The sequence below is a fragment of the Streptomyces sp. C1-1 genome, assembly GCF_050214755.1.
Lineage (GTDB): Bacteria > Actinomycetota > Actinomycetes > Streptomycetales > Streptomycetaceae > Streptomyces.
Genome location: NZ_CP189826.1, coordinates 5333875 through 5350311 on the forward strand (window position 1 = coordinate 5333875; position 16437 = coordinate 5350311).

Here is a 16437-nt window from a genome sequence, read left to right on the forward strand (position 1 = left end):
GCTGAACGAGGGCCCGTACGACTTCGGTCGTACGGGCCCTCCCGCGTTTGCGCGGCACTTACCGGCGACGAAAACTTTTGGCCAAAGCACGTATGTTGTGACGCATGTCACGCCTCCGCCGAGGGAATCGCTGGGGGCATGACAGATGACGCCATTGCGAGCGGGCAGTCGGGTCTCTCCGACGAAGAGCGGCTTGCCCAGCTCGGCTACACGCAGGTCCTTGCCCGCCGGATGTCGGCGTTCAGCAACTACGCGGTCTCGTTCACGATCATCTCGGTCCTGTCGGGCTGCCTGACCCTCTACGCCTTCGGCATGAACACCGGCGGCCCGGCGGTGATCACCTGGGGCTGGGTGGCCGTGGGCCTGATGACGCTGTTCGTCGGGCTGTCGATGGCCGAGATCTGTTCGGCCTACCCGACGTCGGCCGGCCTGTACTTCTGGGCGCACCGGCTCGCCCCGCCCCGCTCGGCGGCCGCCTGGGCGTGGTTCACGGGCTGGTTCAACGTGCTGGGCCAGGTGGCGGTGACGGCGGGCATCGACTTCGGCGCCGCCTCCTTCCTCGGCGCGTATCTGAACCTGCAGTTCGGCTTCGAGGTGACGAAGGGGCGGACGGTCCTGCTGTTCGCCGCGATCCTGCTGCTGCACGGCCTGCTGAACACCTTCGGCGTGAAGATCGTCGCCCTGCTGAACGACATCAGCGTGTGGTGGCACGTGCTGGGCGTCGGCGTGATCGTCGGCGCGCTGGCCTTCGTACCCGACCACCACCAGTCGGCGTCCTTCGTGTTCGGGAAGTTCGTGAACAACACGGGCTGGGGCAGCGGGGTCTACGTCGTCCTGCTGGGCCTGCTGATGGCCCAGTACACCTTCACCGGCTACGACGCCTCCGCCCATATGACGGAGGAGACGCACGACGCGTCCACCGCGGGCCCGAAGGGGATCGTGCAGTCGATCTGGACGTCGTGGATCGCGGGCTTCGTCCTGCTCCTCGGCTTCACCTTCGCCATCCAGTCCTACGACAAGGAACTCGGGTCCGCGACGGGCGCGCCGCCGGCCCAGATCCTGCTGGACGCGCTGGGGGCGACGGCCGGGAAGCTGCTGCTCTTGATCGTGATCGGGGCGCAGCTGTTCTGCGGAATGGCGTCCGTGACCGCCAACAGCCGCATGATCTACGCCTTTTCGCGCGACGGCGCGCTGCCCTTCTCCCACGTCTGGCACACCGTCAGCCCGCGCACCCGGACGCCCGTCGCCGCGGTGTGGCTGGCGGCGGTGGGAGCGCTGGTGCTGGGGCTGCCGTACCTGATCAACGTGACGGCGTACGCGGCGGTGACCTCGATCGCGGTCATCGGTCTCTACATCGCCTACGTCATCCCGACGCTGCTGCGGGTGCGCAAGGGGGAGGCCTTCGAGCGGGGGCCGTGGCACCTGGGCCGCTGGTCGACGCCGATCGGCTGGGTGTCGGTGGTGTGGGTCGGTGTCATCACGGTCCTGTTCATGATGCCCCAGGTCTCCCCGGTCACCTTGGAGACCTTCAACTACGCGCCCGTCGCCGTCCTGGTCGTCCTCGGCTTCGCGGCCGCGTGGTGGGGGGCCTCGGCCCGGCACTGGTTCCTCAACCCGTCCCACGCCCGCACCCAGGCCCGTGAGGCGGCGCGGACCGGCAGCGCGGGCGGTGCGCAAAAGGTCGATCCGTAACACTCCCGGCGCCCTCGCGCGGCACGGCACGGCCGTGTCCCCGATACCCGATCGGAGACACGGCCGTGTCCGGCTATGCTCGGGGAGGCAACATCGCCAAGGGCCCTTAGCTCAATTGGCAGAGCAGTGGACTTTTAATCCATTGGTTGTGGGTTCGAGTCCCACAGGGCCTACACAGAGCCCCAGGTCGGAAAGATCACGACCTGGGGCTTTCGTGTGCTGTACGGGTCAGTCGGCGGTCATCCCGCGGACGCCGTGACGTCCCCGGCGTAGACCAGGGCGACACGGTGGTTGTACTGGATGGTGTACATCGACTTGGCGCCGGTGACGACCGTTCCGCTGGAGGGGAAGAAGTCCTGTGTGGGGGCGGCCGGCGCGGTCGCCACGTAGGCCTGGCCGGTGGGCACCGTGTACATGCTCAGCGGGGTCTGGGTCGAGGGGGACAGGCCCGAGGGGTACTCGGCGGCGTCCGGGTAGCCGGAGCCGTACACCGCGACCGGTGAGGTGCCGGCCGCGCCGATCACCTGAACGCCGTGGGCAGGTGCGGTGTTGCAGCCGTGCGGGTTGTAGAACCACACCTTCGCGCCGCTGTACCAGATCGCGGTCCAGTCGCCGTCCTGGTCGGCGACCACGAACTGCTGGCCGGCCGCCGCCGTGGCGCCCCAGTCGTTGATCCGGTCGGTGCCGGCCGCGCCCGGGTGGATGGCCTGGTCGCCGAAGAGGGGCGCGGTGTCGGCGGGCTCGGTGCGCAGGTAGACGAAGTTCGACGGCTGCTGCGTCTCGGTGCAGGCGGTGGTGGCGCCGGTCGGGTCGTCGGCGGGGCAGACCTGGACGGTCTGCAGGTTGTCCTCGAACCGGGGAGCGATGGTGACGGCCGAGCCGACGGGGCCGACGCCGTGCGGGCCGGTGTGCACGCCGAGCAGGTTCATGAAGTGGTTCCAGTCCCAGGACGGGCCCGGGTCCCAGTGCATGCCGGAGACGAGGGACGACTTCGGCCCGGCGACGTTGTCGTGGCCGATGATGTGCTGGCGGTCCAGCGGGATGTCGTACCGGGCGGCGAGGTACGCGACCAGCTCGGCCGTGGCCTCGTACTGCGCCTCGGTGTACCAGGTCGCGCCGTGCGCGGCGTAGCCCTCGTGCTCGATGCCGATCGAGTGCATGTTGGCGGTGTAGTTGCCGGCGTGGAAGGCGAGGTCCTTCGTGGGCACCATCTGCGTCACCGCGCCGTCGGCGGAGCGCATCACGTAGTGAGCGGCGGCGCCGCCCGCCTGCTGGAAGGTCTTGATGGCGGCGTCGTAGGAGCTCTCGGTGTCGTGGATGACGATGGTGTCGATCCTGATGCCGTTGGCGGGGCGGTTCGAGACCTGGCCGTTGGACGCCGCCGCCGGGACGAAGGTGCAGTCCAGGGTGGGCGGGCATTCGACATCCGTGGCCGCCGCGGACTTCAGGTGCAGCGCGGCCAGCTGGCCGGTCGCGGGGCGTATGCCGCTGTCGGCCGCCAGGCTCATGCGCCGGCCGTCGGAGGTGGTGCGGGCGGCGCCCTTGCGCAGGGAGGCGAAGACGCGGTCGGCGAAGGCCGCGGCGCCCTGGCGCTGGGAGGACTGGCTGTAACGGGCCACCGCTCCGTACCAGTTGCCGGGGTCCGTGGAGGTGCCGCCGGTCGCCTTGCGCTGGTACGCGGCGAGCAGGGCCGCGCCGCCACGGATGTTGGCGGCCGGGTCGGTGCGCAGCCGCTCGGCGGACAGGCCGGTCAGTTTCGCGGCGGCTCGAAGCGTGTGCAGGGCAGGGTCGGCGGCCAGCTGCGCCAGATCGCCGCGCCCGGCGGCTCCCGCGGGACCCGCGGCCAGCATGGCGGGGGTCACGTCCGTCAGGTGCATCGGGCCGTAGCCGCCGTCCGTGCTGTGCTGCCCGGGGTGCGTGTCCCAGGCGGACTCCTGGTACGACACGGCCAGCAGCACCTGGCGCGGCACGTGGTACGCGTCGGCGGCGGCGGTGAAGGCCCGCTCGAGCGAGGGTGCCGGGCGGCCGGCGGGGTCGGCGGCCGCCGCCGTCACCGGTACGGTCGTCGCGCCGGCGACGGCCAGTGCGGCGACCGCGGCCAGGAGGGCCGGACGGCGGAGGCGGGACGTGTGCCCGCGTCTGTCACTGTGTGTGGTCATCAAGGGATCCCGGACCTGAGTCGACTCGGATGGCTGCGGAGAACGCGCGTGTGACGCGGCGTCGATTCGCCGACCCGGCCGGCCGGTGAGCCCACAGGCCGGCGGCGGACGGTCCTTCTCCGGGAGGAGAGTATGTCAACTCCCGTGAGCGGAAGGGAATTTGGGCGTGGAAGCTTCGTGAACGGCGCCTGGCCCGCGGCTGACCGGCCTCGATGGTGCAGCCCGCTGCACCGCGCCGCGGGCGCCCGCTCGCTCAGCGTGGCGGTATGTGGAAAGCGGTGCGGCAGGCGGCCCGCGCGACGCTTCACCTCGCGCCCGCCGCGGCCCTTGCCTTCGGGCTGTGGCTCTTCATCACGGTGCTGCTGATCACGGCCGTCGGTACGGTCGTCGTGGTCGGCGCCTGGCTGCTGCCCGAGACGGTGCTGCTCCTGCGGCGGATCGCCGGCGCCAAGCGCGCCATGACGGCCGGCTGGACTGGGTAGCGGATCCCGGAGGCGTACCGGCCGCTCACGGGGACGCTGCGCGAGGTGGAGGTCGCGGTGGAGGTGGAGGGGCTCGCGGAGGACGGGCCGCGGGCGCCGGCCGCCATCGAGGCGGCCGCCTACTTCGTGGTCGCCGAGGCCCTCACCAACGCCGCGAAACACAGCGGCTCGTCCCGCGCCTCGGTCCGGCTCGTCCGGCTGAAGCGGGGGCTGCGGGTGCGGGTGGCCGACGAGGGGCGGGGCGGCGCCGACGAGTCCGGCGGCTCGGGCCTGCTGGGCATACGACGCCGGGTCGCGGCCCTGGACGGCACCATGGAGATCTCCAGCCAGCCGGGCGGCCCGACGACCATCGACGCGGCGCTGCCGTGCGTGTGGTGACGGCGCCGGACGGGATACGGCGCCGCACGGGCGGTGGGCCCGGACACCGGCGCGACGAGCCCGTGGCGGCGGCGCCTGCGGCGGGCCTGTCAGCTGTGTGTCGGCCGCAGGGTGCACGGGCGGTGGGCCGGGACACCGGCGCAATGAGCCTGGGCGGGCGGCGCCTGCGGTGGGCCTGTCAGCTGTGTGTCGGCCGCAGGGCGCGCGGGCGGTGGGCCCGGACACCGGCGCAATGAGCCTGGGCGGGCGGCGCCTGCGGTGGGCCTGTCAGCTGTGCGTCGGCCGCAGGGCGCACGGGCGGTGGGCCCGGACACCGGCGCGACGAGCCCGTGGCGGCGGCGCCTGCGGCGGGCCTGTGAGTCGTGCGTCGGCCGCGTCCGTCTTCTGCCCCGCGCGTCCGGCCGTGCCCGCGCCCGGCCCTTCCCCGTCCGTCGGCCTCGGCCTCAGCCCGCGTTGAGTTCCGTCAGTTCGCCCGTGCCGCGTTCCGTCAGTTCGCCCAGCGGCAGTGTGTGCTGGGTCTGGAGGACCTTCGCGCGCAGGTAGCGGACGTTGTGGGCGGTCGTGAAGACGCCGGTCGGGACCCGGTCGTGGACCGTGATGCCGAGGTCGCGCAGCTGGCCCGCCTTGTCGGGGTTGTTGGACAGCAGGTCCAGTTCGGTGACGCCCAGCGACCGCAGCATCTGGGCGGCGGCCGTGTAGTCGCGGGCGTCCTCGGGCAGGCCCAGGGCGGCGTTCGCCTCGTAGGTGTCGAGGCCCTGGTCCTGCAGGGCGTACGCGTCGAGCTTGTTGTAGAGGCCGATGCCGCGGCCCTCCTGGCGGAGGTAGAGCAGGACGCCGCCGCGGGCCGCGATGCGCTCGACCGCCTCCCGCAGCTGCGGGCCGCAGTCGCAGCGGGCGGAGCCGAAGACGTCGCCGGTCAGGCACTCGGAGTGCAGGCGGACCAGCGGGACGGTGCCGGGGGCGGGGTCGCCGAGGACGACGGCGACGTGTTCCTGGCCGTCGGCCAGACCGTGGAAGGTGACGAGCTCGGCGTCGACGCTGTAGCCGTCGTTGAAGCGCAGCGGCACCCGGACGCGGGAGCGCGGCGTGGCGGCGGGGAAGTCGGGCATGGGGGTTCTCCTGTGTCCGGGTGCAGGACCGTGCGGAGTGCTGCTTCAGATTTGAAGCAGATCCACGGTGGGAACCCTACCCGTGCTTTAAATTTGAAGCAACAGATTTGCGACCCGGCTCACGCGGGGAACTTGACGAGGGTGTCCTCACAACGAGCCCGAGCCCGAGCCCAGCCCGAGCGAGCCCTAGTCCGAACCCGAGCCCGAACACGGCGACGACCGCCGCCGCCACGGCACCTCGTCGGAGGTCGGCCGCGGCGTCTCCGCACCCTCCAGCGCCCGTACGATCGCGGAGCTGATCTCCTCCAGCCGCTCCACCTGCTCCTCCGAGAGATGGTCGAACACCGCCGCCCGGACGGTCTCCACATGCCCCGGCGCCGTGCGCTCCAGGACCGCCATCCCCTCGTCGGTGAGGGTCGCGAAGCTGCTCCGCTTGTCCCACTGGCAGTCCTCGCGCCGGATCAGCCCGTCCCTCTCCAACCGCGTCACGGCGTAGGTCAGCCTGCTGCGCGTGATCTTCGACTTCTCGGCGAGATCGGTCATCCGCAACTTGCGCTCCGGCGCCTCGGAGAGGTTGGCCAGGATGGAGTAGTACAGATGGGGCATGCCGGCGTCCTGCTGGAGCTGGCGGTCGATCGCGTCCTCCAGGAGGTGCGTCGCCGCGATGTACGCGCGCCAGGCGCGCTGCTCCTTGCCGGTGAGCCAGCGAGTCGTCATGCGACCAGTGTAGGTTTGTTTCAAACTTTAACCAAGCGAGCCTTTGGGCAAGTGGCAAGCGCCCCTTTGACCAAGCGCCCCCGGCCTCCGAGAGCGAGCACGCCCGATGCCGTACCCCCACGTCCTGCTGTCCGCCGCCGTCTCCCTCGACGGCTACCTCGACGACACCGGCCCCGAGCGGCTGCTGCTCTCGTCCCCGGCCGACTTCGACCGCGTGGACGAGGTGCGGGCGTCCGTGGACGCGATCCTGGTCGGCGCCGGCACGATCCGCGCCGACAACCCGCGCCTGCTGGTCAACTCGCCCGAGCGGCGCGCGGCCCGCACGGCCGAGGGGAAGCCGGAGTACCCCCTCAAGGTCACCGTCAGCGGCTCCGGCGACCTCGACCCGACGGCGCAGTTCTGGCACACCGGCGGGGAGAAGGTGCTGTACACGACGGACGAGGGCGCGCGGCGGGCCGCCGGCCTCGGCCTCGCCGCCGACGTCGTCCCCCTGGGCCCCGGACTCGACTGGCGCCGCCTCCTGGAGCACCTGCACGACGTACGCGGCGTCGCGCGCCTGATGGTCGAGGGCGGTGGCACGATCCACACGCAGCTGCTGCTCCAGGGGCTGGCGGACGAGCTGCAGCTGGTGCTGGCCCCGGTGTTCGTCGGCGACGAGAAGGCGCCCCGGCTGTTCGGACCGGGCGGCTACCAGGGTGGCCGGCTCAGACTGGTGGACAGCCGGCGCATCGAGGACGTGGTGCTGATGCGCTACGAGCCCACGGCACCCGGCACGGGACCGGTCCCTTCCGCCGCCGACCACCACTGGCTGCGGCTCGCCTGCGCGCTGGCCGCCCAGTGCCCGCCCTCGAAGACGGCCTTCAGCGTCGGGGCGGTCGTCGTCGCCGACGACGGCACGGAACTCGCGCGCGGCCACTCCCGCGAGGCCGGCGATCCCACGGTGCACGCGGAGGAGGCGGCGCTCGCGAAGATCGATCCGGCCGATCCGCGGCTGGCGCACGCGACCGTCTACAGCAGCCTGGAGCCCTGCGCGCGGCGCGCGTCCCGGCCGAAGCCGTGTTCCCGGCTGATCCTGGAGGCCGGTGTCCGGCGGGTGGTGACGGCCTGGCGGGAGCCGGACACCTTCGTCGAGGAGGCCGACGGGAACGGACTGCTGGCGGCGGCCGGGGTAGACGTCGTCCTGCTGGAGGAGCACGAGGCATCGGCCAAGGCGCCGAACGCCCATCTGCTGGGCGGCTGAGAACCGCAGGTGAAGGGGGCCGGACCGAAACCCTGGTGCTGGGCGTCCCGCGGATGGCGTACACTGGAGTCACAACGACGCGGGGTGGAGCAGCTCGGTAGCTCGCTGGGCTCATAACCCAGAGGTCGCAGGTTCAAATCCTGTCCCCGCTACTGAAGGCCGAGGGCCGGAATCCGGAAACGGGTTCCGGCCCTCGGTGTTTCCCCCCCCCCATGGTGTCCCCGACCCGGCCGAGCGGTCCGCACGGCGACGGCGTGGTCAGGATCGTCCACCGCGGCCGTCCGCCCCCGCTGCCGCTGCACACCGGCGGGCCGTGCGAGGCGCGGGACCGGCACGGGGAGTTCCAAGATCCCGCGGCGGGCCTTCGGGGCCGGGTCTTCGCCGATCCGGCTGGGCTGCTCGCCGCCCTCGCCCAGGAGGTGCACCGGCACACCGGGGACGGCACGACGGACGACATGGCGATGCTCGCCGCACCGCGTCACGCCAGGTGATCGGATGGCCGCCCTCCGCATAACAACTGACGGACCGTCAAGAGCTGTGAAGATCCCGAGAAGGGGTCAACTCGCCCGTTTTTCGCCGGTCATGGACCTGTACGTCCGGGCCGGAAACGTTAATGATCAAGCCGAACTGCTTGGAATCCACACCCCGGGTCTATTAACGTTCGATAACGCAGCGCGGTCGTCCCAGCCGTCACAAGAGGCGGCTCCGTGCGCACGCGCCGAATCCCGCAAGGGAACCGGGGAACCACCACCCTGGGGTGAATCGCGCGGATGCCACCGTGGGCCCACGGCCGGTATACGCGCGTAGGAGACCTTCCTGCTCCGAACCCGTCAGCTAACCCGGTAGGCGAGAAGGAAGGAAAGGAGCACGCCCACGTGGCGTCCAACCCGCCTGCCCCGGCAGCACCCTTCGTGCCGAGCACCGAGCCCTTCGGCTTCGCCCCCCGCACCGACGAGGGCCAGTGGGAGGAGTGGAATCCCACCGCGGAGTCCGTACGCCCGGTTCGGGGCAAGCACCGTGTGTCCAAGCAGCGCGGCGGCGGGCTGGCCCGCAGCTCCACGGTTCTCGGCGTCGGCGTCATAGCCGCCGTCGGCGCGGGCGGCATGGCCAGCGCCAACACCGGCAAGCCCCCCGTCTCCATCTCGATGCCCGACCTCGCCTCCGTGAGCCACGTGTTCGGCGGCGACGAGGCCCCCAAGGGTTCCGCCACGGCGCTCAGCAGCGTCGGCGTGACCACCGAGGACACCGCGCAGGGCGCCAGGGACGCGGGCGAGGCGCTGCGCGACCGGATCATGGCGCAGGCCGAGGCGCAGCAGGTCCAGGTCGACAGCAAGGCCCAGGCGGTCACCGAGGCGACCTTCGCCAAGCAGGTCGACGCCGCCGCCACCAAGGCGGAGCAGGACGCCGCGGCCAGGGCCGCCGACGCCAAGCAGAAGGCGGAGGCCGAGGCCAAGAAGAAGGAAGAGCAGGCGCGGCTGGCGGAGCTGGCCAAGCAGTTCAAGCTCCCGGTCGGGTCGTACACGATCACCGGCACCTTCGGCCAGGCCGGTTCCATGTGGTCCTCCGGCTACCACACGGGTCTCGACTTCGCCGCCCCCACGGGCACGCTCATCAAGGCCATCCACAGCGGCACCATCACCGAGGCCGGCTGGGCGGGCTCGTACGGCTACCGCACGATCCTCACCCTCGACGACGGCACCGAGCTGTGGTTCTGCCACCAGTCGTCGATCAGCGTCAGCGTCGGCCAGAAGGTCGCCACCGGTGACGTCATCGGCCGCGTCGGCGCCACCGGCAACGTGACCGGCCCGCACCTGCACCTCGAGGTCCACCCGAACGGCCAGGCCACCGGGATCGACCCGATGACGTGGCTGCGCGGCAACGGCCTGAACCCCTGACCTCCGTACGTCCGCGGAACGGCCGCCTCCGATTGTTTACGGGATGTTTGCGGCCGTTCCGGAAGACCGCGCTCCGGGGTCTTCGTTGACGTAGGACATGACTTCTCTTCGCAAGCTCGGCAACTCCGACCTCGAGGTCTTCCCCCTCTCCCTCGGCGGCAACGTCTTCGGCTGGACGGCCGACGAGGCCACCTCCTTCGCGGTCCTGGACGCCTACGCGGCCGCGGGCGGCAACTTCGTCGACACCGCCGACTCCTACTCCGCATGGGTCGAGGGCAACAGCGGAGGCGAGTCCGAGACGATCATCGGCCGGTGGCTGGCGGCGCGCGGCAACCGCGACGACGTCGTGGTCGCCACGAAGGTCAGCCAGCACCCAGAGTTCCCGGGCCTGTCGGCCGCCAACATCAAGGCCGCCGCGGAGGCCTCGCTGCGCCGCCTCGGCACCGACCGCATCGACCTGTACTACACCCACTTCGACAAGCCCGAGACGCCCGTCGAGGAGATCATCGGGGCGCTGGACGAGCTGGTGAGGGCGGGCAAGGTGCGGGCGATCGCCGCGTCCAACATCTCCGCCGAGCGCCTTGCCGAGTCCCTGGAGTTCTCCGACCGCGAGGGCCTGGCCAAGTACGTCGCCCTGCAGCCGCACTACAACCTGGTCTCCCGTGACACCTACGAGGGCCCCCTGCAGGACCTCGCCTCCTGCCAGGGCCTGGCCACCGTCCCGTACTACGCCCTGGCCTCCGGTTTCCTCACCGGCAAGTACCGGCCCGGTGCCGTGGTCGAGGGCGCGCGGGCCGCGGGCGCCGGCAAGCACCTGCAGACCGAGCGCGGCCGGAAGGTCCTGACGGCCCTGGACGAGGTCGCCGAGGCGCACGGCGCACCCGTCGCCACGGTCGCCCTGGCCTGGCTCGCCGCCCAGCCGACGGTGGCCGCCCCGATCGCCTCGGCCCGCACCCCGGACCAGCTCCCGCCCCTCCTGGACGTGGCGGACCTGACCCTGACCGACGCGGAGATCACCCGCCTGACGGAGGCCTCGGCCTGATCGTGCCGTGCGTAGGGGCTACGACTGGTACGGGTTGTACGCGGGGTACGGCGTTGCCGGGTAGGTCGGATGGCCGTATGCCCCGTAGCCGCCGTAGCCAGGCCACGGGGGTGTCGTCACCGGTACCGGTGGGGCCGTCGCGCGTGCCGCGTACCCCAGTGCCGGTCCCGCGATCTCCCGCCGGTTCCACAGCTCGGTCAGCAACTCCCGCTCCCGTACGCCGAAGTCGGCACCGGCCCGCCCACGGCGCCCCCGGTGCCGCAGGAACGCCAGCGACGTGGCGTACGCCTCGTACTGCAGGACCGCCTGCGCGGCCGGCTTGCCGAAGTGGTGGGCGGCGTAGTCGCGGGCCAGCCGCCGCGCCCGCATCGAGCCCAGCGCGAACGGCTCGGCCGGCGTCAGCCAGCCCGCGGCGGCGTAGGCGGGCAGTTCCTCGCGCACGGTGCGCAGCTCGCGCTGCCGCGTCCAGATGACCAGCCAGGTCAGCAGCCCGAACGCGGGCACCATGAAGACGGCGTACACGGCGAAGAATCCGAACTCGCCGAACGTCGACGAGCCGTTCCACATGGCGTGCATGCCCATCGCCAGCAGCAGGCCGCACAGCGGGACCAGGACGCGCCGGGCGTGCTGCCGGTCGGCCGCCGTCGCGGCGAGGCCGAAGCCGATGCCGGTCAGGACGGTGAAGAGGGGGTGCGCGAACGGCGACATGATGACGCGTACGAAGAAGGTCGCCGCCGTCACGGAGGCGATGCCCCGGTCGCCGGTGAGCTGATCGGTGCCGAAGGCGGTGCCCAGGTAGAGGATGTTCTCGGTGAACGCGAAGCCGGTCGCGGTGATGCCGGCTATCACCACCCCGTCGACGATGCCCGTGAAGTCCCGTCTGCGGAAGAGGAACACGAGCAGGACGGCGGCGGCCTTGGCGGACTCCTCGACGACCGGCGCTATCACGGTCGCGCCCAGGGTGTCCGCGCTCGACGGGTCCGCGGTCGCCGTCGCTATCCATCTGGTCGCGAAACTGTTGGCGACGATCGCTATCAGCGCCGCCGCGCAGGCACCCCAGGCGAAGGAGAACAGCAGGTTCCGCCAGGGGCCGGGGGCGACCCGGTCGAGCCACCGGAAGGCGGCTATGAGCAGCGGCACGGGCAGTACGGCGAGGCCGAGCCCGACCAGGAATCCCTCGGTGCCGGTCTGTTGGCGCACCAGGGCGAGGATGACGAGCCCGGAGAGCGCGAGCAGGGTGCTGAGCGCCCCGTAGCGCACCCCTCTGCGCTGCCACCAGTGGGCGTGCCCGAGCGCCCTGCCCGCCGGACCACCGGGGTGCGGCGGCTGCGGCGGGTATGTCGGGTACGGGGGAAAGGTGGCCACGGCATTGACCCTAACGAGCGAAGGCGCCGCCCGCGATGGCGTATCGCGTTGACCTCGTGAGCCTCAGGCGCCGGTGGGGGGCTGGTTGTGGTGCTGTACGCGACGGAAGAGCAGGTCGTTCACGACATGTCCCTTGTCCAGTCCCTGGCCCTCGAAACGGGTCAGCGGCCGGAAGTCCGGACGGGGCGAGAAACCGCCGTCGGACCGCGTGTTCGCGAATTCCGGATGCGCCGTGAGGACTTCGAGCATCTGTTCGGCGTACGGCTCCCAGTCCGTCGCGCAGTGCACGATCCCGCCCGGTCTGATCCGGGTGGCGGCGAGGTCGAGGAACTCCGGCTGGATCAGCCGTCGCTTGTGGTGGCGCTTCTTCGGCCAGGGGTCGGGGAAGAACACGCGCAGCCCGTCCAGCGCGTCGGGAGTGAGCATCTCGCGCAGCAGGATGATGGCGTCGCCGTTGCCGACCCGGACGTTGGACAGGCCGTTCTGGTCGGCGAGGTTGAGCAGGTTGCCCTGGCCGGGGGTGTGCACGTCGACGGCGAGGATGTTGGTGCCCGGGTCGGCGGAGGCCATCTGCGCGGTGGCCTCTCCCATCCCGAAGCCGATCTCCAGGACGACGGGGTTGTCGTTGCCGAAGAGCTCCGCGAGGTCGATGACGCGCTGTCCGTCGATGTCCAGCCCCCACTTGGGCCACAGCCGCTGCAGCGCGTCCGCCTGCCCGGCGGTCACCCGGCTGCGCCGCGGCTGGAAGCTCCGGATCCGCCGCTCGAAGTGCGAACCGGCGGGGTCGGCCCTGGGCCCGTCCGGGAAGCGGGGCTCCCCCTTGGCCCGGGTGTGCCGGACGGAGGCACCGGGGACGTGCGCGGGCCGCCCGGCGGGCTCCACGGAGGCGGGAGCGGCGGGCCGGGGCGTTTCGGGGGCGTTGTGGGAGTCAGACACAGTGGGGTCGATTTTACGGGGACGCCGGCCCGCCCGGCCCGCCCGGCACCGCAGGCCTCACACCGGCCCCGGCCTCGGCGTCCTCACACCGGTCGCAGCCGTCCTCACACCGATCCCAGCATCGCCAGCGCTCTCCTGGCCACCTCCCGCCCGATCGGCAGCGAGGCGGTGGCCGCCGGTGAGGGCGCGTTCAGCACGTGCACCGCCCGCGGCCCCTCCTTGATCATGAAGTCGTCCACCAGCGCCCCGTCCCGCAGCACCGCCTGCGCCCGCACACCGGCGGCCGTCGGCACCAGGTCGTCCGCCGTCACCGCGGGCAGCAGCCTGCGCACCGCCGTCGTGAACGCCGTCCTGGACACCGAGCGGCGCAGCTCTCCGGCCCCGTACCGCCAGTGCCGCCGGGCCAGCTGCCAGGACCCGGGCCACGCGAGCGTGCCCGCGAGCTCCCGGGGCCGTACGACGCCCCAGCCGTAGCCCTCACGGGCCAGCGCCGGCACCGCGTTGGGCCCGATGTGCACGCCCCCGTCGATCCCGCGCGTGAGATGCACCCCGAGGAACGGGAACGCCGGGTCCGGCACCGGGTACACCAGTCCCCGCACCAGCTCGGGCCGCGCCAGCTCGTAGTACTCGCCCCGGAACGGCACGATCCGCATCTCCGGGTCGTCCCCGGTCATCCGGGCCACCTCGTCGCAGTACAGCCCGGCACAGTTCACCAGCACCCGCGCGCGTACGACGTCGCCGGTCCGGGTGCGGACGGCGACCCCCAGCCCGGCCCGCCGGTCGATCCGCTCGACCCGGGCGCCGTAGCGGATCTCCGCTCCCGAGCCGTGGGCCAGCTGCCGGGCCACGCCGACGAAGTCGCACACGCCCGTCGTCCCGACGTGTATGGCCGCGAGCCCGCGGACCTCCGGCTCGTACTCGGCGATCTGCGGGGCGCCCAGCTCACGTACCGGAATGCCGTTCTCCCGGCCGCGCTGGACCAGTGCGTGCAGGCGCGGCAGCTCGGCCTTGTCGGTGGCGACGATCAGCTTTCCGGTGACGGCGTGCGCGACGCCGTACTCCGCGCAGAACTTCACCATCTCCGCGGCGCCCCGTACCGCGTACCGCGCCTTCAGCGACCCGGGCCGGTAGTAGATCCCGCTGTGGATGACCCCGCTGTTGCGTCCCGTCTGGTGCCTGGCCGGGCCGCCCTCCTTCTCCAGCACGGTCACCCGGGTGCCCGGCGCGGCCCGCGTGATCGCATACGCGGTGGACAGCCCGACGATCCCCCCGCCGATCACGAGCACGTCACAGTCGTACGCGACGTCGGCACGCACCTGCACCACCTCCCACTACCGATAGTGCACTGCGCCACTGACAGTCACTTCAAACGCGGAGGACCGCATCGCCGCGGAGCGGCGCCCCTCACGCCGGCGCCATCAGCAGCGGCCGGGCCCGCTCCCGTAGCTCCACCACCCGCGGCTCGTCCCCGTACGGCTCCAGCCGGTGCAGCAGATCCTTCACGTACTCCGTGGTGCGCGCCGACGAGATGCGCCCGGCGACCTCCACCGCCCGCACCCCCTGCTCGCAGCACGCGTCGAGATTGCCCGACTCCAGCTCGGCCACCGCCGAGACGACGAGCCGCAGTCCGTGCGAGCGCACGAACTCCTCCGTCGGCTTCGACAGTGCCTGCTCGGTGAAGCGCCGTACCTGACGTGGCGCCTTCAGATCGCGGTAGCACTCGGCGGCGTCCGCGGCGAACCGGTCGTAGGAGTAGAAGCCCAGCCAGGAGGGGTCGTTGTCGCCTTCCCGGGACCGCTCCAGCCAGCCCTCCGCCGCCTTCAGCGCCGCGCCCGCCGCCTGCGCGTCTCCCGCACGCGCGTGTGCCCGCGCCTCGACGAGCCGGAAGAAGCTCATGGTGCGGGCCGTGGCCAGCCCGCGGTTGCGCTCCAGCGCGGCCTGCGCGAGGTCGACGCCCTCGTCGCCGAAGCCCCGGTACGTCGCCTGGAGCGACATCGACGCCAGCACATAGCCCCCGAGGGGCACGTCGGCGGCGGCGCGGGCGAGCCGCAGCGCCTGGATGTAGTACCGCTGCGCGGCCTCCTGCTGCCCGGTGTCGAACGCCATCCACCCGGCGAGCCGCGTGAGCTCCGCCGAGGCGCCGAACAGCGCTCTGCCCACCTCGTCCGAGTACGAGCCGAGCAGCAGCGGTGCCGCCTCCACCCGTAAACATTCGGGCACCATGGACGAACGCCAGTCGCCGCCTCCGTACTTGGAGTCCCAGCGCCTGGCGTCCTCGGCGGCCTCCCGCAGCTTCTGCACATCGCTGTGGCCGACTTTGAGCGGTGCGCCCGAGCCCTCCGCGGAGTTCGCCTCGCGCGCCACCGACGAGTCGGCCGGTGTTATCAGCCACCGTGAGGCGGGCGTTGCGTACGCGCTTACTGCGAACGATCCGGCCAGCGACTGCCAGATGCCGCCGGAGCCGGCCCGGCGCCCGGCGAGGTCGAGGCGGTACAGCTCCGTCGCCGACCGCACCGCCTGTCCGACGTCCCTGGGGAAGGCGAGGCCCACCTCGGGTGCGGGGTCCGCGTCCGCCAGGCCGATCTCGTGGAGCGGCACCGGGCGGCCGAGCTTCTGGCCGATCGCGGCCGCGATGAGGTGGGGCGCGGCACCCTGCGGCACCATGCCCTTCGACACCCAGCGCGCCACCGACGTCTTGTCGTAGCGAAGTGTCAGACCGCGCTGTGCGCCAAGGTCGTTGACGCGACGGGCGAGGCCTGCGTTGCTGATTCCCGCGAGGGCGAGAACGGCGCCGAGCTTTTCGTTCGGCCCGCGTTGCTCCCTGGACATGCGCCACCCCTCGACACAGACGGCTGCCGCGCTGGCATAACCACGCGGCATTCGTAAACCCAGCGTAGTTCGCCGCATCCCAAGCGTTAAGGGGCATTGTTCCGGATGGCGGGATTGTGGTCCGTACTGAAGTACGGGTCCGATACGCGCAGTTGCGCCGTGCTCCCGTTGTGTGGCCGTGCGCCCGGCCGTGCGCTCTTCTCCGGCCACCGAGGGAGCGGTTCCATGGATCGTGCGTGGGTCGGCCCGCTGTACTGGATCCAGTGGGCTGGGGGACACCGCCACCTCCATCCCCGCGGGTGGCGGACCGGTCCGGGAGGCGCACTCCGTCTCCCGGGCTGCGCGCAGGAGTTGACGGTGTGCGAAGCCTGTACAGAGCGTGTCCACACCTGTCCCCGCGTAGCCAATTTGGCTGAAAATCGACCCTGCATTCACGCGGCGATTACCGCTCCCACCACGGCACTTGAGGGCGCGAACGGCGTTTTCGGGGCGCACGGCGGGGGCGCATTCACGTCGCAGTCGCCCTGGTCGGCAGGGGTGTCCGGGCCGCCGGATCGCCCTCGTGAGGGGGAGCGCCCCGGCGCGTTCCGGGG

14 protein-coding genes, 2 tRNA genes and 1 riboswitch are annotated in these 16437 nt (G+C 71.9%); of the genes, 9 read left to right on the plus strand and 7 right to left on the minus strand.

The genetic code is table 11. From position 1 onward, the window contains the following. Positions 1-138: 138 nt before the first annotated feature. Both ACQF4J_RS24415 and ACQF4J_RS24420 read left to right on the plus strand, forming a co-directional pair. Positions 139-1692, plus strand: coding sequence for an amino acid permease (locus ACQF4J_RS24415; RefSeq protein WP_427166799.1), 1554 nt, complete (start codon positions 139-141; stop codon positions 1690-1692). 100 nt (positions 1693-1792) lie between these two features. After that, a tRNA-Lys gene (locus ACQF4J_RS24420) sits at positions 1793-1865 on the plus strand. 66 nt (positions 1866-1931) lie between these two features. Here ACQF4J_RS24420 and ACQF4J_RS24425 read toward each other — a convergent pair. After that, entirely contained in the window at positions 1932-3851 is a 1920-nt protein-coding gene (locus ACQF4J_RS24425) for an N-acetylmuramoyl-L-alanine amidase (RefSeq protein ID WP_427166800.1), read from the minus strand. Positions 3852-4117: 266 nt separating this feature from the next. On the opposite strand from ACQF4J_RS24425, the gene ACQF4J_RS24430 reads away from it, so the two are divergent. Further along, complete coding sequence (locus ACQF4J_RS24430) at positions 4118-4333, plus strand: hypothetical protein (protein ID WP_427166801.1); 216 nt, start codon at positions 4118-4120, stop codon at positions 4331-4333. Between the two features lie 45 nt (positions 4334-4378). Beyond that, on the plus strand, positions 4379-4711 hold the full coding sequence (locus ACQF4J_RS24435) for a sensor histidine kinase (protein WP_427166802.1): 333 nt from the start codon (positions 4379-4381) through the stop codon (positions 4709-4711). A 443-nt stretch (positions 4712-5154) separates the two neighbouring features. On the opposite strand, the gene ACQF4J_RS24440 is transcribed toward ACQF4J_RS24435, so the two are convergent. Further along, positions 5155-5820, minus strand: a complete 666-nt coding sequence (locus ACQF4J_RS24440) for a GTP cyclohydrolase II (RefSeq protein ID WP_351563608.1) — start codon at positions 5818-5820, stop codon at positions 5155-5157. A gap of 186 nt (positions 5821-6006) precedes the next feature. Continuing rightward, positions 6007-6537 (minus strand): MarR family winged helix-turn-helix transcriptional regulator, encoded by a 531-nt coding sequence (locus tag ACQF4J_RS24445; protein ID WP_351563611.1) that lies wholly within the window; start codon positions 6535-6537, stop codon positions 6007-6009. Between the two features lie 106 nt (positions 6538-6643). Here ACQF4J_RS24445 and ACQF4J_RS24450 point away from each other — a divergent pair, with 106 nt between their 5' ends. The 5 genes from ACQF4J_RS24450 to ACQF4J_RS24470 all read left to right on the plus strand — a co-directional run bounded on the left by ACQF4J_RS24450 (position 6644) and on the right by ACQF4J_RS24470 (position 10714). After that, positions 6644-7777, plus strand: a complete 1134-nt coding sequence (locus ACQF4J_RS24450) for a dihydrofolate reductase family protein (RefSeq protein WP_427166803.1) — start codon at positions 6644-6646, stop codon at positions 7775-7777. A 78-nt stretch (positions 7778-7855) separates the two neighbouring features. Then, positions 7856-7929 (plus strand) — tRNA-Met (locus tag ACQF4J_RS24455). A gap of 60 nt (positions 7930-7989) precedes the next feature. Further along, positions 7990-8268: a hypothetical protein gene (locus ACQF4J_RS24460; protein WP_427166804.1), complete on the plus strand. Its 279-nt coding sequence runs from the start codon at positions 7990-7992 to the stop codon at positions 8266-8268. Positions 8269-8483: 215 nt separating this feature from the next. Then, a riboswitch (cyclic di-AMP (ydaO/yuaA leader) is annotated at positions 8484-8640 on the plus strand. A 12-nt stretch (positions 8641-8652) separates the two neighbouring features. Beyond that, positions 8653-9672 (plus strand): M23 family metallopeptidase, encoded by a 1020-nt coding sequence (locus tag ACQF4J_RS24465; RefSeq protein WP_351563617.1) that lies wholly within the window; start codon positions 8653-8655, stop codon positions 9670-9672. Positions 9673-9769: 97 nt separating this feature from the next. Next, entirely contained in the window at positions 9770-10714 is a 945-nt protein-coding gene (locus tag ACQF4J_RS24470; protein ID WP_427166805.1) for an aldo/keto reductase, read from the plus strand. An 18-nt stretch (positions 10715-10732) separates the two neighbouring features. On the opposite strand, the gene ACQF4J_RS24475 is transcribed toward ACQF4J_RS24470, so the two are convergent. The 4 genes from ACQF4J_RS24475 to ACQF4J_RS24490 all read right to left on the minus strand — a co-directional run bounded on the left by ACQF4J_RS24475 (position 10733) and on the right by ACQF4J_RS24490 (position 15844). Continuing rightward, a complete protein-coding gene (locus ACQF4J_RS24475) occupies positions 10733-12079 on the minus strand; it encodes a PrsW family intramembrane metalloprotease (RefSeq protein WP_351563622.1) in 1347 nt (448 codons plus the stop codon). A 63-nt stretch (positions 12080-12142) separates the two neighbouring features. Then, positions 12143-13015, minus strand: a complete 873-nt coding sequence (gene trmB / locus ACQF4J_RS24480; RefSeq protein WP_427166806.1) for a tRNA (guanosine(46)-N7)-methyltransferase TrmB — start codon at positions 13013-13015, stop codon at positions 12143-12145. Positions 13016-13119: 104 nt separating this feature from the next. Then, on the minus strand, positions 13120-14331 hold the full coding sequence (gene lhgO / locus ACQF4J_RS24485) for an L-2-hydroxyglutarate oxidase (RefSeq protein WP_351802131.1): 1212 nt from the start codon (positions 14329-14331) through the stop codon (positions 13120-13122). An 88-nt stretch (positions 14332-14419) separates the two neighbouring features. Continuing rightward, positions 14420-15844: an MFS transporter gene (locus ACQF4J_RS24490; protein ID WP_351466848.1), complete on the minus strand. Its 1425-nt coding sequence runs from the start codon at positions 15842-15844 to the stop codon at positions 14420-14422. Positions 15845-16437: the final 593 nt, after the last annotated feature.

Bases quoted from the DNA above. Each gene is read 5' to 3' on its own strand.
- ACQF4J_RS24445 (WP_351563611.1), bottom strand. From the start codon at position 6,537: ATGACGACTCGCTGGCTCACCGGCAAGGAGCAGCGCGCCTGGCGCGCG.
- ACQF4J_RS24450 (WP_427166803.1), top strand. From the start codon at position 6,644: ATGCCGTACCCCCACGTCCTGCTGTCCGCCGCCGTCTCCCTCGACGGC.
- ACQF4J_RS24430 (WP_427166801.1), top strand. From the start codon at position 4,118: ATGTGGAAAGCGGTGCGGCAGGCGGCCCGCGCGACGCTTCACCTCGCG.
- ACQF4J_RS24425 (WP_427166800.1), bottom strand. From the start codon at position 3,851: ATGACCACACACAGTGACAGACGCGGGCACACGTCCCGCCTCCGCCGT.
- ACQF4J_RS24490 (WP_351466848.1), bottom strand. From the start codon at position 15,844: ATGTCCAGGGAGCAACGCGGGCCGAACGAAAAGCTCGGCGCCGTTCTC.
- ACQF4J_RS24415 (WP_427166799.1), top strand. From the start codon at position 139: ATGACAGATGACGCCATTGCGAGCGGGCAGTCGGGTCTCTCCGACGAA.
- ACQF4J_RS24460 (WP_427166804.1), top strand. From the start codon at position 7,990: ATGGTGTCCCCGACCCGGCCGAGCGGTCCGCACGGCGACGGCGTGGTC.
- ACQF4J_RS24440 (WP_351563608.1), bottom strand. From the start codon at position 5,820: ATGCCCGACTTCCCCGCCGCCACGCCGCGCTCCCGCGTCCGGGTGCCG.
- ACQF4J_RS24470 (WP_427166805.1), top strand. From the start codon at position 9,770: ATGACTTCTCTTCGCAAGCTCGGCAACTCCGACCTCGAGGTCTTCCCC.